The 14,565-nt window shown below is 71.5% G+C and carries 11 protein-coding genes; 4 read left to right on the top strand and 7 right to left on the bottom strand.

Features of this window, described 5'->3' with window-relative positions:
• Both def and ABZX02_RS33250 read right to left on the bottom strand, forming a co-directional pair.
• Entirely contained in the window at positions 1 to 549 is a 549-nt protein-coding gene (gene def / locus ABZX02_RS33255; RefSeq protein ID WP_355304181.1) for a peptide deformylase, read from the bottom strand.
• A gap of 46 nt (positions 550 to 595) precedes the next feature.
• Positions 596 to 745, bottom strand: a complete 150-nt coding sequence (locus ABZX02_RS33250) for a hypothetical protein (RefSeq protein ID WP_355304179.1) — start codon at positions 743 to 745, stop codon at positions 596 to 598.
• 191 nt (positions 746 to 936) lie between these two features.
• On the opposite strand from ABZX02_RS33250, the gene ABZX02_RS33245 reads away from it, so the two are divergent.
• A complete protein-coding gene (locus tag ABZX02_RS33245; protein WP_355304177.1) occupies positions 937 to 1,455 on the top strand; it encodes a DinB family protein in 519 nt (172 codons plus the stop codon).
• A gap of 54 nt (positions 1,456 to 1,509) precedes the next feature.
• Here the strand turns inward: ABZX02_RS33245 and ggt are convergent, their stop codons facing one another.
• Positions 1,510 to 3,279: a gamma-glutamyltransferase gene (gene ggt, locus ABZX02_RS33240; RefSeq protein ID WP_355304175.1), complete on the bottom strand. Its 1,770-nt coding sequence runs from the start codon at positions 3,277 to 3,279 to the stop codon at positions 1,510 to 1,512.
• Positions 3,280 to 3,344: 65 nt separating this feature from the next.
• Here ggt and ABZX02_RS33235 point away from each other — a divergent pair, with 65 nt between their 5' ends.
• A complete protein-coding gene (locus ABZX02_RS33235; RefSeq protein ID WP_355304173.1) occupies positions 3,345 to 3,812 on the top strand; it encodes a hypothetical protein in 468 nt (155 codons plus the stop codon).
• Positions 3,813 to 3,927: 115 nt separating this feature from the next.
• On the opposite strand, the gene ABZX02_RS33230 is transcribed toward ABZX02_RS33235, so the two are convergent.
• The 4 genes from ABZX02_RS33230 to ABZX02_RS33215 form a co-directional block, all read right to left on the bottom strand.
• A complete protein-coding gene (locus tag ABZX02_RS33230) occupies positions 3,928 to 6,432 on the bottom strand; it encodes a primosomal protein N' (protein ID WP_355304171.1) in 2,505 nt (834 codons plus the stop codon).
• Between the two features lie 30 nt (positions 6,433 to 6,462).
• Positions 6,463 to 7,674, bottom strand: a complete 1,212-nt coding sequence (locus tag ABZX02_RS33225) for a hypothetical protein (RefSeq protein WP_355304169.1) — start codon at positions 7,672 to 7,674, stop codon at positions 6,463 to 6,465.
• A 9-nt stretch (positions 7,675 to 7,683) separates the two neighbouring features.
• Positions 7,684 to 9,630 (bottom strand): phosphocholine-specific phospholipase C, encoded by a 1,947-nt coding sequence (locus tag ABZX02_RS33220; RefSeq protein ID WP_355304167.1) that lies wholly within the window; start codon positions 9,628 to 9,630, stop codon positions 7,684 to 7,686.
• Positions 9,631 to 9,721: 91 nt separating this feature from the next.
• Positions 9,722 to 11,053: a S8 family peptidase gene (locus tag ABZX02_RS33215; protein ID WP_355304165.1), complete on the bottom strand. Its 1,332-nt coding sequence runs from the start codon at positions 11,051 to 11,053 to the stop codon at positions 9,722 to 9,724.
• 137 nt (positions 11,054 to 11,190) lie between these two features.
• On the opposite strand from ABZX02_RS33215, the gene ABZX02_RS33210 reads away from it, so the two are divergent.
• Both ABZX02_RS33210 and ABZX02_RS33205 read left to right on the top strand, forming a co-directional pair.
• On the top strand, positions 11,191 to 11,934 hold the full coding sequence (locus ABZX02_RS33210; protein ID WP_355304164.1) for a calcium-binding protein: 744 nt from the start codon (positions 11,191 to 11,193) through the stop codon (positions 11,932 to 11,934).
• A 49-nt stretch (positions 11,935 to 11,983) separates the two neighbouring features.
• Entirely contained in the window at positions 11,984 to 14,509 is a 2,526-nt protein-coding gene (locus ABZX02_RS33205; protein WP_355304162.1) for a BTAD domain-containing putative transcriptional regulator, read from the top strand.
• The last annotated feature ends 56 nt before the right edge of the window (positions 14,510 to 14,565 follow it).

Here is a 14,565-nt window from a genome sequence, read left to right as displayed (position 1 = left end):
TCAGCTGGACCTGCCGAAGAGTGGGTGCGGGCTCTGCTTCAAGGTGGGCACCGTACCGTCGAACCACTCGGACTGCCGGATCTCCCGCATGGCCTGCTTGCGGGTCTCGGCGTCGAGCCGGTCGAGGAAGAGCACGCCGTCGAGGTGGTCCGACTCGTGCTGGATGCAGCGGGCGAGCGTCTCGGTCCCCTCGACCTCGACGGGCTCACCGTGCATGTTCCAGCCCTTGGCCACGACGTGCAGGTGGCGCTTGCAGTCCCACGACATGCCGGGGATGGACAGGCAGCCTTCCGAACCGTCCTGCATCTCCTCGCCGACCACGTCCCACGTCGGGTTGACGAGGTGGCCCGCGAAACCGTCGCAGTGGTAGGTGAACACCCGCAGTCCGACACCGAGCTGTGGCGCGGCGAGTCCGGCTCCGCCCGCGTTCTGCATGGTGTCCCACAGGTCCTTGACCAGGGTGCGCAGTTCCTTGTCGAAGTCGGTGACCTCGGACGCCGCGGTGCGCAGCACGGGGTCGCCGAACAGGCGGATGGGTTGGACGGTCACGCAGTGCTCCTCGTGTGGACTGGGGGCCAGTCTACGAGGGCCGTGCTCAGTGCTCGGACGCGCTGCCGAGGAAGATCACGCCCAGCAGCGCCACCACGAAGTGGCCGGTGAACCGCAGGGCCGTCAGCACGGGACGCAGCACCGCGTGGAGGTCGAAGTGGGGTGCGGGGGCGCTGGTAACAGTGGTCGTCGTCATGCCACAACCATGCCGTTCACGCAGGTCAGCCCACATCGGCTCGGGGTATCGACCGCAGGTCAGCCCGAGGTAGGAAGATCACCGCCCCACCTCGGCCGGAAGGTGGAGACGCGCAGGTCACGTGGCTGATGCGACCGCCTGGCGCGCGGAAATGAGTCGTCCGCGTCGGCGGTATCGGCTAGTCATGGTCCATGACCTGGACAGCACCCGAAGTCGAACCGGTCGACGAACCACTGCTGGGCGCGGAACGCCCGATGCTCGAGGCGTGGCTCGACCGCCACCGCGCCACGTTCCTGGCCAACTGCTCAGGGCTGTCCGGAGAACAGCTCGCCACGGCATCCGTCCCGCCGTCGAACCTGTCGCTGCTGGGCCTCGTCCGCCATCTGTCCGATGTCGAGCGGATGTGGTTCCGGGTGCGCCTGGCGGGCCAGGACGTGAAGACCCGCTACAGCGCGCCCGGCGCGTGGAACGACGGTTTCGAGGACCTGGACCCCGCCCGCGCCGAGGCCGAGTACGCCGAATTGCTCGCGGAGATGGCGGAGTCCCGCGCCGTGGTGGCGTCCCGCGATCTCGACGACACCTTCGTGCACGAGCGCGAGGGAGAGATCTCCGTGCGCTGGCTGCTCATTCACCTGATCGAGGAGTACGCGCAGCACAACGGTCACGCCGACCTGATCCGCGAGCGCATCGACGGCCGCACCAACTCGTAGCCGCGACCGGTCCGGGTGGGCGTGGGATGCGCGCTCCACCCGGACCGGTTCAGGCTAGCCCACCTTCACGACTCGGGCGGAACCACCGCCGCGCCGGGTCGGCTCGGCGACGGCGCGCCAGCGGCCGTCCTTGGCGCGCTCGACGGCCGTGGCGGCGCCGATCTCGGCGTTCTGGCTGAACCTGTGCCCGATGGCCTGCAGGCCCGCCGTGGTCGAGGCCGCGATGAACGCCGCCTCGGCCGGGGTGGTGGCCGCGTTGCGCTGGGAGGCGCGCGGGGCCGCGACCGCGTCGACGAGCGACATCTTGCGGTCGAGGCGGGCGGTCAGGATCTGGGTGACCGTCGTGATGATGGTGGAACCACCCGGTGAGCCGACGGCGAGCAGGACCTTGCCGTGGTCGAGCACGATCGTCGGGGCCATGGACGAGCGCGGGCGCTTGCCGGGGCCGGGGAGGTTCGGGTGCGGGACGCCGGGGGTCGGGGCGACGAACTCGAAGTCGGTGAGCTCGTTGTTGAGCAGGAAGCCCCGGTTCGGCACCACGATGCCGCTGCCGCCCTCCGCCTCGATGGTCAGCGTGTAGGCGACGACGTTGCCCCACCGGTCGGCCGTCGTGAGGTGCGTGGTGCGTTCGGCGTCCTCGCGCAGCGCCGAGATGCCGGCGGTGGCCTCGCAGGCCTTGGGGTCGCGCGGGTCGGCGGCGGGCTGCGGCGCGGGCAGCACGGCGTCGGGCTTGATCAGGCACGCGCGGCTGTCGGCGAACTTCTGCGAGAGCAGGCCCTCGGTCGGCACGCGGGAGAAAGCCGGGTCGCCGACCCAGCGCAGCCGGTCCGCGAAGGAGAGCTTGGTCGACTCGATGAAGCGGTGCAGGTACTCGACGTCGGAGACCTTCGAGAGGTCGGTCGACTCGAGGATGTTGAGCGCCTCGCCGACGGTGGTGCCGCCCGACGAGGGTGCCGCCATGCCGTAGACGTCGAGGCCGCGGTAGCGCGTGTGCGTCGGGTCGCGGCGTTCGACCTGGTAGCGGGCCAGGTCGGAGATGTTCATGTCGCCGGCGCGGACGTTGCGGGTCGAGCCGGGCACCACTGGCGGTTTCCGCACGGCGTTCACCAGGTCGCGGCCGACCGCGCCGCCGTACAGCGACGCGAGCTCCGTGCGGGCGAGCTCGCGGTAGGTGTCGGCGAGTTGCGGGTTGCGGAACGTGCTGCCGACCGCGGGCGGCTGGCCGCCCGGCAGGTAGAGGTCGCGGGTCGAGGTGAAGTCGGCGAACCGGGCGGCGTTGTTCGCGATCTGCGAGTTGAACGTCTGGTCGACGACGAAACCGCGCCGCGCCAACGCCTCCGCCGGCGCCATGGCCTCGCGCAGGTTCAGCGTGCCCCACTTGCGCAGCGCCTGCTGCCACGTCTTGGGCGTGCCGGGGACGCCGACGGACTTGCCGCTGGTCATCGCCTCGGCGAACGGCAGGGGCTTGCCGTCCTCCACGAAGAGCTGGTCGGTGGCGGACCGCGGCGCGGTCTCGCGGCCATCCAAAGTGGACACACGGCCGCTGCGGGCGTCGTAGTGGACGAAGAACCCGCCGCCACCGATGCCGGCGCTGAACGGATCGGTCACGCCGAGCGCCGCGGCGGTGGCGACGGCGGCGTCGACGGCGTTGCCACCGCGGCGGAGCACGTCGATGCCGATCTGGGACGCGTCGGGGTCGACGCTCGAGACCGCGCCTCCCCAGCCCACCTGCTCGGGTACGCGTGGAGGTGGTTCCGCCGCCAATGCCGGAGCAGGGGCGACCAGTACGACGGAGAGCGTCAGAGCAGCGACCGTTCGCAACATGCGGAAACTTCTACTCCGTTGCGGCGGGATGGCAACACCCCTTGAGGAAGGCCTAAGGTGCGGGCGTGTCGATCGATCTTGACCAGTTGCGAACCAGTTTCACGAACACCCCGCTCGACGAGGCCGACCGAGAGGAAGCGCTGCACCTCCTGCTGCGCGACCGCCGCGACGGCGACGCCGATCTGCTGCGCCACCTGCTGGCCGAGGAGACCGCATCGCACCAGGAGGGCTGGGGCGTCAGCGAGTCGCTCGGCCTCGCCGCCCTGCTGCTCGCCGAGTGCGGCCGCGAGGACGACGTCTGGGCCCTGTGGGAGGCCAAGAACGCGTCCTTCGACACGATGGCGGGCATCGACGGCTTCCTGCTGTTCCCGGCGGGCATCGCCGGCACGACGGCGCACGTGATCGCGGCCGAGGACCACGACGAGCGCGGCGACCTCATGGCGTACCTGACCGAGTACCTCGAGTACGAGAAGCTCTCCGACGAGGACATCCGCGAAAACCTGGCGGCCCTGCGGTCGCACTACGAGGGCTGACCGCGCCGCAGCGCCACCGCGGACCGGTCCGCCCGTCGCCTCTGACCGCCGCAGCGCCTCATCGGAGGCCGCAGGCAGCCCCGTGCCCGGCACCTCGGCAGCCGGCACCCGACGGCTACAGCACCTCCAGCGGGTCGAGCTTGATGCGCACCAGGTCCTGCTCCTTGCGGGCGGTCCGCACGGCCTGCGCCTCCGCCAGCACGGCCGCGAGCTGACGCCCCTCGGCCCGCGACACCCGCACCAGGGCGCGTTCCTTGGTCTCGTCGTCGCCCAGCGGCACAGGACCGAGGATCTCGCCGGTCGGCGGCAGCCGGAGCTCGTCGAGCACGGCGTTGACCGCGTCCGGCGTGCCGTCGACCGTCGCCATCCGCACGGCCGGCGGGAAGCCCAGCTCGGTGCGCGCGGCGAGTTCGGTGGCCGCGTGCCACACCGGGTCCCAGCGGACCAGTGCCTGCACGGGCGTCAGCGACGAGTCGGCGATCACGACCACCCGCCCGTTGCCCGGCCGCACCAGCCCGGCCGCCGTCATCCACCGCCGCAGCGCCTCCTCGGACGCCCGCAGGTCGGCCCTGCCGAGCAACGCCCACCCGTCGAGCAGCAACACCGCGCCGTACCCGCCCTCCGCGACGGGCTCGGCGCCCGGCGTGGCGACCACCAGCGACGGCTTGCCGGGCACCTTGGTCAGCACTTCGTCGGCACCACTGGTCCGCACCGGGTGCCCGGGAAACGCGCGCCCGAGCTCCTCCGCCGTGCGCCGCGCCCCGATGATCTGCCCGCGCAACTTGCGCGATCCGCACGTGGGACACCGGAACCCGGCCTCCGTCGCCGCGCACCACCGGCAGTACGCGGGCTTGGGCATCCCGTCGTGCGTGCCGCCGGGCAACGCCAGCGGCCCGGCACACCGCCGGCACCGCGCGGGCCCCCGGCACTGACCACAGGCCAGCGAAGGCACGTACCCACGACGCGGCACCTGGATCAGCACCGGCGAGTCGACCAGCGCGAACCGCGCGGCGTCGAAGGCGATGGACGGCAACCGCGCCGTGCGAGCAGCGGCGTCCTTGACGTCCTGCCAGTCGTTGTCGCCCACCGACACGACCCGGGGCGCCACCGCCCGCAACGTCTCCCGCGACGCCACGATCTCGTGCGCCCACCCGGTCTCGACCAGCAACTGGGCCTCGGCGGTCCGCGCGAACCCGCCGATGAGCAACGCGGCACCCGTCATGTGCGCGCGCTGCACCAACACGTCCCGCACGTTCGGATAGGGCGACCGCTGCTCGACGTGCAGGTCGTCCCCGTCGTCCCACACCACGAGCAGCCCGGGATCCCGCACCGGTGCGAACGCGGTGGCCCGCGTCCCGACGACCACCCGCGCCACCCCGCGCCGAACGGCCAGCCACCGCTTGTAGCGCTCCGACGGCCCGAGATCGGCCGACAACGTCACCACGCCCTCGATCAACCGCCCGCACGCCTCGGCGACCCGAGCGAGATCCCGGTGGTCCGGCACGACGATCGCCACACCACGCCCGGACGAGGCGACCGCAGCCGCGGCTTCGGCGAGCCGGGCGGGCCAGTCCTCGGCGGGCAGGGCCTGCCAGACGGCATGGGCGGGACGGCCTTCGCGCAGGGCCTCCAGCCACTTGGGGCCGCGGGGATAGCGGGACCAGGCGTCGGCGGGGACGGGCGGCAGCTGGGACCGCGCGGGCTCGGCCGCGGGTCGGGCGGCGGTCGGGAGCTCGGGCGATGGGGTGGCGGCGGGTGTGGCGGCGGCCTCGGGGGTGGCGGTGGCGGGAGGGGCGGCAGCAAGGCCGGCGGCGGCAGCGGGGGCGGTGGGAAGGGCGGTGTAGGCGTCGGGGGTGTCGGCGTCGGGGATGGTGTCGGTGGTGTTGGCGGCGGGGGTGACGGTGCCGGGGGTGACGGTGCCGGGAGCGGCGGTGTCAGGCCCGGTGGCGGGGGCGGTGGCGGGGGCGGGGGCGGGGGCGGGGGCGATCGTGCCGGCTGTGTCGGCCGCAGATGCCGTATCTGGGGTGGCGGCCGGTGCTGTGTCCGGGGTGGCAGCCGCGGTGTCCGGGGTGGCGGCCACGCTGTCGGTCGCGGAGGCGGAGGCACCTCCCGAGGCCAGGTCGGGTGACATGACCTCGGTGGTGGGCGGCGCCGCGAGGAGCGCGGCGGGTGCTGCCTGCTGGTCCACCCAGGCCGGGACCTGCGGCAGCGGTGGCGGTTCGCCGGGTGCGGCTGCCTCCGCCCTCGCGTGGCGGGGCGGGATGGCCAGGCGGAGCACGTCGATCATCGCGCCCGCGTACCTGTCCGCGATCGCCCGGGCCAGGGTGGCGATCTCCGGGGCGAGCACGGGCTCGGGTGAGACGACCTTCTCGATGAACGCCAGCTTCTTGCCGTACTCGGAGGTCTCGGCGCGCTCCAGGAGGTAGCCGTCGACCAGTTGGCCCGCGAACCGCACGCGGACGCGGCAGCCCGGGACGGCTGTCGTGTCCAGTTCGGACGGAACCGCGTAGTCGAAGGGGCGGTCCAGGTGGGCCAGCGGCACGTCCACCGCGATCCGGGCGACCGGCAGCGACTCCGCGGGGACCCGCTCCCCTTTTCTCGCTCCGGTCTTCGCGCTCATGCCTCTTGGTGTATCAGACACCTCCGACAGTCACGCGTTGCGCCTCACCAAACCGGTGAAGCCCGCCACGAACAGGGTCGCGAACGCCCAGGCGAGGATCTGCAGCAGCCAGGTCGAGGCGAGGACGGTGCGGCCGGCGGCGGTGGCGGCGTCCACGGTGCAGCGGGTGGCGTCGACCTTGACCAGCGGTGTCGCCACGTTCAGGGCGTAGCCGACCTGTTCCACGGTCGAGCAGCGGACGGCGCCGGAGAGCAGCACCACGCCGACCGACAGGGCGAGGACTCCGGCGAGCCACACCAGGGCGAGGCCGGGGCGGTAGCCGTGGCCGACCGTCGCGCCGCGGATCAGGTGCCAGGCCCGGCCCCAGCGGGAGAGCTGACCTCGGCGGCGGAGGTCACGTTGCTGGGCGACTCGGATGCGGCGCACGTCGCGTTCGTGGCCTGCCGCCGAGTGTGCGGCGGCCAGTTGCACCCACGGTTGGGTGGAGTAGTAGGAGGTCCGGGTGGACAGCAGTGTCAGCCATTCGTCCACTGTGGCGTCGCGCGGCAGGCCCTCGTAGACCATGCCTTCGAGTTGGACGTCGCCCTCGATGCCGTCTAGCGGCATCATCAGCTCCTTGCCGATGCGCGTGTGCCGCAGGTCGAGCGCGACGCCGGAGGAGACGAACCTGCCTCCCCGCAGGACGAGCTGACCGTCGACGTGCGTTCCGCGCATCCGCACGGCCGCGTGCTGCCGGTCGCCGCCGCCGGTGACCTCGCAGCCCTGCATCAGGAAGATCCCGTCGCCGACGTGCAGGTCGACGACGTTGAGTCGCGCTTCGAAACGCGCTCCGCGACAGGCGAGCACGCCGGCGATGCGCGAGCTGCTCAGCGTCACCGAACCCGCGGCGTGGAAGCCGTCCTCCAGGTAGACGCTGCCGCCGATGCGCATGTGCAGTGCGTCTACGGACTCGTCGGCACTCAAGCGGGCGCCGCTGAGCGTGAGGTGGTGGTCCAGGGTCAGGCCGCGGGCGTGCACCGCCGGCGCGACCAGTCCGGAGAGGTCGAGCAACGAGAAGTGCGCGCGGTCGAGCAGCACCGGCTGGTCCGTGGTGCAGTCCCGCAGCACCAACGGCTTCTTCGCGACGACGTCGGACAGGTCGAGCTGCCCGGTGATCGTCGCGCCCGTCAATCGGTACCCGCCGGGATCCAGCGACTCGTGCTCGATCATCCGCTGCCGGATCTCGTCCCCCGTGATCTCCACGGGGTCACGTTAGCCCGAGATCGACTCGCGGCCGTTCTCGATGTGGCCGCACAGACGGCGGCGGAACTTCGGCTCCTCCTCCACCGTCACCGTGAGGTCGTACCAGCCGGAGTTCATCACGGTCAGCCACGGGATCACGTGCCGATGGCCGGGCCTCACGACGTAACGACGCCGCCCCAGCACGAACGTCAGCCGCGACGTGCCGCTGTTCTCGAACGTCAAGGTCAGCACACGGCTGTAGCCGCGCACCGACGACGAGACGCGCGCACGGTCAGAAGAAGTGCCCACGAACTCACGGCGGAAGCCGTTGGGGCCCAGCAACACGAGGTCATGCTCGCCCACGACCTCGCACGACGCCGAGGAAGCAACGTCGAAGTGCTGCGGCTGCGCGAACTGGCCCGAGTACGGGTACAGCGCGAGGTGCACGGACGCGCTGCCCGCGTTGGACATCTCCAACGTCGACCCGTGCAACGACGCGTCGGGCTGGTACGGCAGAGCGCGCGCACGCCGCCGTCCGGGCTCCTGCTCCGGCATCTTCTGCGACGACGGGGGCGAGGGCCGCCAGCGCGGCGTCGCGGGCGGCACGGCGGCGGGTTCGCCGACCTCGGGCCACGTGCGGCGGCGGTCGAAGTCGAACGTCGAGGTCAGGTCTCCGGCGACGGTCCGGCGCCACGCGGAGATCTCCTCCGACCGCACGCCGGTCCACCTCTCCAGGAACCGCGTCATCGACGTGTGGTCGAACACCTGCGAGTTCACGTAGCCGCCGACCGACCACGGCGAGACGACGGTCATCGGCACCCGCGCGCCGAGCCCGAGCGGCCGGTCGCCCACGTACTCGTCGGTCACCGACAGCGGCGGGCGCGGCGGCGGCACGTGGTCGAAGAAGCCGTCGTTCTCGTCGTAGGTGACGAACAGCACCGTCGACTCCCACACCTCCTGGTTCGACGCCAGCGCGTCCAGCACCTGGTAGGTGATCGAGGCGGACGCGGCGGGCGACGACGCGCCGGGGTGCTCGGAGTCCACAGAGGACGGCACCAGGTACGACACTGCGGGCAACTTTCCGGCGGCGACGTCGGCGCGGAACTCCTCCCCCAGGCCGCCGGGCTTCACCCGGTGCAGACCGCGCGTGTACAACGACTTCTCCGCCGCGGACAGCTTCGAGAGGTCCAGCGAGCCGATCAGCGCGGGGTCACCGGTGCCGTAGAGCTTGTCCAGCGACTTGAACCCGGCGGGCAGCACCTTGCGCGCGATCTCCTTGAAGCGCAGGTAGAACTCCAGGTTGTTGTCCTGGAAGTTGTCCCACTCCTGGTACACGCGCCACGACTTCCCGGCGGCCTCAAGGCGTTCCGGGTACGTCATCCACGTGTAGCCCGTGTGCGTGTCCTCGCTGTACGCCGCGTTGCCCGTCGCACGGCCGCCAGCGGGCTCATAGCCCGTGTAGCCGGACACCCAGTAGTTGCGGTTCGGCGACGTCGAGGACGGCACCGAGCAGTGGTAGGCGTCGCAGAGCGTGAAGGTGTCCGCGAGCTCGTAGTGGAACGGGATGTCCTGACGCGTGTAGAACGCCATCGTCGCCGCGGTCTTCGCCGGCACCCAGTTGTCGTTCCACCCGCCGCGCAACGCCGCGTGCCCGCCGTTCCAGCTGTGGTCCAGGTCTCCGATGTACTGGATGTCCCGCCCGGAAGCCGCCTCACGCACCGGGAACGGCAGCACGCCCGACTGGTCGAACACACCCCTCAGCGCGTTGCGGTCGGAGAACCCCCTCACGCCGCGGAGCGTGCCGTAGTAGTGGTCGAACGAACGGTTCTCCTGCATCAACAGCACGACGTGCTTGATCGCGCGCAAACCTCCCGCACGGGGTTCCTGTGCCAACGCTGCGTACACCGACGGTGGCAGCAGAGTGCCCGCACCAGCGGCAGCGACGGCGGCCATGAACCCACGACGAGAGAGCGACATGATTCGAGTTTGTAGTCCGGGGACATGTCGCGGAACCGACCCTCGTATGAACAAAGGCCCCGGATGACCAGGGCCTTGTTCACAGATCACATCAGGGCGCGGCGATCGCGGCGGCCACGCTCGCCCGTGCGTCGAGCCTGCCCTTGCCGCACTGCCCGGCGATCGGGTGTGGCTTCGCCTGCAGCCTCATCCACACCTGCGCGGGCGTCATCAGCGCCTTCCCGTGTTGCACCCGACCGTGCTGCATCAACGCCACCACGCCCGCGACGTGCGGGGACGCCATGCTGGTGCCCTGGTAGTACTGGTAGATCGACCCCGCGGGAACGGTCGCGCCGTTGTTCAGCGTCGACAGCACCCCGTTCGCCGCCGAGGGGGACGTCTCCCCACCGGGCGCGCAGATCTCGACCGTCGCGCCGAAGTTCGAGTACGACGCCTTGTTCGCCTGCCGGTCGGTCGCGGCGGTGGTGATCACGCCGCCGCAGTTGGCCGGGGTGAACCCGCTCGCGTTGGCGTTGGAGTTGCCCGCCGAGACGATGACCGTGGCGTTGTAGGGGTTGTTGCGCACGGTGTTGAGCGCGTTCTGCAGGATCGCCGGGCAGGCCGCCGACGGACCGCCGAGCGACAGGTTCAGCGTCTTCGCCGGGTTCGGGTTCGCCGGGACTCCCGCCACGGGGGCACCGGCCGCCCACAGGATGCCCGCGGCGATGTCCGCGATCGTGCCGCCGCACGTGCCGAGGACGCGCACGGGCACGACCTTGGCCAACGGAGCGACGCCGGTACCTCCGGTCAGGTTGTTGCGCAGCTCCGCCACGGTGCCGGCGACGTGCAGCCCGTGCCAGCTCGACGGTCGCGCCGCCGACCCGGGACCGCACTGGTTGGCGAGCCGCCAGTCGCCCTGGTCGGTGGGGTTGGCGTCCCGGCCGGTGCCGTCCTTGGCGAAGGCCGCGTTGCTGATGAAGTCGTAGCCGCCGAGGTAGTTGGCGGACATGTCCGGGTGGGCGGTGCGGCCGGTGTCGATCACCGCGACCCGCTGGCCCGCGCCGGACGGCCCGAGGTCCCACGCCTGCGACAACCCGATGCCGCCGACGGGCTCCCAGTAGTGCCACTGCTGCGGCCACAGCGGGTCGTTGGGCACGGCCGTCGCCTCGAGCACGATGTTGGGCTCGGCGTACTCGACGTCGCCCCGCGCCAGCAGCACCCGGATCGACTCGGCGGCGTCGCGGGAGGCGAGCACCTCCGCGCCGTCGGTGGCGTCCGCGACGGCCCTCGTCCGCGACTCGGTCAGCGCGTCCCCGCGCGACGCTCCCTCGCGGAACTTGACGATGATCTCCTGCTCCTCGGGCTCCTCCTGGGCCGACGCCGTCAGCGGCGTCACCGCCAGCGCCATCACGACGCCGATCAGGGCTGCCATGCCGGTTCTCATGGTCTTCCTCCCCTTCCGAAACGATCTGACGGCGAGAAGGAGAGTCCGGCGCGGTTGTGGTGCGGATGCGGCCGTCACAACAGATTCACAACAGGCCGCGCGTACCCACGAGCACAACGTCTCCGAGGGGGAACACCATGCTCACGCTCGTCGTCGCGGCCGCACTGGCCGCATCGGGAACCGCCGCCGCACCGGACCCCGCGACCGTCGCGCGGGTCGAGGCCGGCCGGCTCGTCATCACCGGGGCACCGGCACGCGCCGGCCAGATCCACGTCTCCGGCACCACCGTCAGCGACGCCGGCACGATGCGGCCGGGCACTGGATGCACGCGTCTGTCGGCCTCACGCGTCCAGTGCGCCCAGGTGCAGAAAGTCGTCATCTACCTGGGGAACCGCAACGACACCGTGCTCTACGACAGCGCCGTGCCGACCGAACAGCACGGTGGTGGTGGCGACGACTCACTCAACGGCGGCACGGGCGCGGACGTGCTGAAGGGAGGCGAGGGCGACGACACGCTGAACGGCGGCATCGGTCCCGACCAGCTCTACGGCGGTGATGGCGACGACGTGCTGGACGAGCCGCAGGCCGACACGGGCGGCAACCTCCTGCAGGGCGGCTACGGCAACGACCGGATCGACGGCGCCAAGCTGAACATGCGCGACCGGGCCGACTTCAGCGACCACGCCGAGGGCATGACGATCGACCTGGAGCTGGGCGTCGCCAGCAGGCCGGGCGAGTTCGACCAGGTCAAGAACGTGCAGGACGTCGACGGCACGCAGGGCGACGACGTGCTGGTCGGCAACGCCTGGCCCAACAGGCTGGCCGGGATGGGCGGCGACGACACGTGCGTGCAAGGTCCCTCGGACCAGTGCTTCCCATGAGTTCGACCGGCTGATGTATCAAGCTCGGCCGTAGGAACTCCGCTCGTGCGTGGACAAACTGGACGTCCGCCTGCTCGGACCCCTCGAAGTCACCGGGCCGGGCGGCGTGCTGCGCCTCGCCGGCACGCGCCAGCGCTCCCTCCTGGCGCTGCTGGCGTTGCGCGCACCCTCGGTGCTCCCCGCAGCGCGTCTCATCGACGCGTTGTGGGGCACCGAGCCCCCACCCACGGCCTTGCGGACGTTGCACAGCCACATCGCGCGCGTGCGCTCGGCTCTCGCCGCGATCGGACTGCCGGACGTCCTGATCACCACCAGCGCTGGCTATGCACTGCGGATCGATCCATCGCACGTTGACGTCACACGGTTCGAGCGCGCCCCATCACCTCGTGCGGCACTCTCGTTGTGGCGCGGCGATCCTCTGACCGATTGCGCGGTCTCCGAGTGGGCGTCCGCCGAGATCACCCGGCTGCACGAGGCACGGCTGGCGGCCGAGGAAGCGTTGGCGCAGCAGGAGATCGGCCGCGGTGCCTGCGGAGCCGCAGCCGCACAGCTCGAACGGCTCGTCGTCAGTCATCCACTGCGGGAACGCTTCTGGGAACTGCTCGCCGACGCACAACTACGCGGCGGCCGACGGGCTGATGCGTTGAGCACGGTGCGCAAGGCGCGCAAAGTGCTCGTCGACGAACTGGGCGTGGACCCCGGACCGGGACTGCGCGCGGTCGAGGCAGAGGCCCTGGCCTGCCCGCCCGCGGACGCCGGAGCCGCTCTCGTCGGACGGCAGCGCGAGACCCAGGACGTCGTGCGGCTGCTGGAGAAGTCCCGGCTCGTGACGGTCACCGGGCCGGCGGGCTGCGGCAAGTCGCGGCTGGCCCAGCACGTCTCGCCGTCCTCCACGGTGGTGGACCTGACGTCCGCGTCGTGCGTCGAGGACGCCGTCGCCGCAGCGTTCGCGCTCACGACGCGAGAGCTGCACACGCTTGGGAACACGTTGCTGGTGCTGGACAACTGCGAACACCTACGCGCTCGCTGCGCGGATTTCATTGAGGCACACCCTCGGCTGCGTGTGCTCGCCACGAGCCGTGAGCCCCTTTGCGTGCTGGGAGAAACGGTCTACCCGCTGCCACCGCTGGCCGTGCCCGACCCGGATGTGCCGCGGTCTTTGGCCGACCTGGCCGCCTATGACGCCGTGCGGCTGTTCCTGGACCGTGCGGCGCACACGTACACCGATGCCGACGCTCCGGCGATCGCCCAGCTCTGCGCGGCGCTCGACGGCCTTCCGCTGGCGCTGGAACTCGCGGCCGCCCGCACGTCCGTCCTCACGCCCGCCCAGGTCGCGCGGCGGCTGCGCGACAGGTTCGGGCTGCTGGAACCGTTGCGGGCCGCGATCGTGTGGAGCCACGACCTGCTGACGGCCGCGGAACGCGCGCTGCTCGCCGATCTCGCGGTGTGCGCGGGCGGGTTCCCGGCGGACCTGGTCGAGGCGCTGGGCAGCTCGCTCGACGCGCTCACCGGGCTGGTCGCCAAATCCCTGGTGCGGGTGTCCCGGGTCGCCGGCGAAACCCGCTTCTCCTTGCTGGAGACCGTGCAGGCGTTCGCTGCGGAACAAGGCTCGTCCGCGCACGGTCGTGCCGCCGACTTCTTCTTATGTCTCGCCGAACGCGCCGAGGCCGATCCCACGGGCACGCTGCTCACCGAGTTGCGCATCGAGCACGCGAACCTGCAACGCACCATGGACTGGTTCACGTCGACCGGCGACACGGACAAGGTGCTCCGCCTGGTGGTGGCGTTGAACCGCTACTGGCACCGCACCGGCGACTACCGCGAAGGCCGGCGCTGGCTCAAGGTGGCGTTGCGAGGCTCAGGACCGTTGCGCGGCAAGGCTTTGGCGTCCGCCGCCGCGCTCGCGTTGCTGGAGTGCGACTACGCCGACGCGGTGCGCTATGCTCGGGATGGATTGGAGACCGATCCATCTTTGGCCGGAAGGCTGCACCGGCTGCTCGGCTCGGTCGCGCGGGAACGCGGTCATTACGAGGCCGCGCTGCACCACTACCAAGAGGCCGCGTGCGCCTCGAACCCGGCGAACGCCGCCTACGCCCGGCAGCTCGCGGGTGCCACGTCCTGGCTCGCCGGTGACCTCGTCGTCGCGGAGGCCGATCTTCAGGCATCACTGAAGTCACTGCGCGAACTGGGTGACCGGCGTGGTGCCACGTCCTCGCTCGCCTACCTCGGTGCCGTCGCCTGGTACCGGGGCGACGAGGCGCGGGCGCGCACGATGCTCGACGAGGCGCTGGACACGTTCGGGGAACTGGAGTTCAAGGAGGGCATCGCCTGGGCGCTGAACCTGCTCGGCGTGGTCGAGCACGGCACCGGCAACCCGCGGGTCGCGCGGCCGTTGCTGGAGCGCAGTCTCACGCTGCACCGCGAACTGGGCGACCGCTGGCGCGAGGCGAGCGTCCTGGAGGCGCTGGCCCGCTCGACCGGCCGGCGGGAGCTGCTGACCGAGGCCGCGGCGATCCGGGCCCGCATCGGGGCGCCGGTGCCGACCGTCGAACGGGACCTGGCGCGCTCCGGTTAGCGCCTGGGCAACGCCGGGTCGCGACCCTCTTCCCAGGCAAGGAAACCGAAGAGGGG

The organism is Lentzea sp. NPDC003310, from assembly GCF_040610935.1.
Taxonomy (GTDB): domain Bacteria; phylum Actinomycetota; class Actinomycetes; order Mycobacteriales; family Pseudonocardiaceae; genus Lentzea.
The sequence above is the reverse complement of the archived record's forward strand: the minus strand, read 5'-3'. Positions and strand labels throughout refer to the sequence as shown.

Coding starts and splice junctions, on each gene's coding strand:
- ABZX02_RS33220 (WP_355304167.1), bottom strand. CDS start 9,630: ATGTCGCTCTCTCGTCGTGGGTTCATGGCCGCCGTCGCTGCCGCTGGT.
- ABZX02_RS33245 (WP_355304177.1), top strand. CDS start 937: ATGACCTGGACAGCACCCGAAGTCGAACCGGTCGACGAACCACTGCTG.
- ABZX02_RS33215 (WP_355304165.1), bottom strand. CDS start 11,053: ATGAGAACCGGCATGGCAGCCCTGATCGGCGTCGTGATGGCGCTGGCG.
- ABZX02_RS33210 (WP_355304164.1), top strand. CDS start 11,191: ATGCTCACGCTCGTCGTCGCGGCCGCACTGGCCGCATCGGGAACCGCC.
- ABZX02_RS33250 (WP_355304179.1), bottom strand. CDS start 745: ATGACGACGACCACTGTTACCAGCGCCCCCGCACCCCACTTCGACCTC.
- ABZX02_RS33230 (WP_355304171.1), bottom strand. CDS start 6,432: ATGAGCGCGAAGACCGGAGCGAGAAAAGGGGAGCGGGTCCCCGCGGAG.
- ggt (WP_355304175.1), bottom strand. CDS start 3,279: ATGTTGCGAACGGTCGCTGCTCTGACGCTCTCCGTCGTACTGGTCGCC.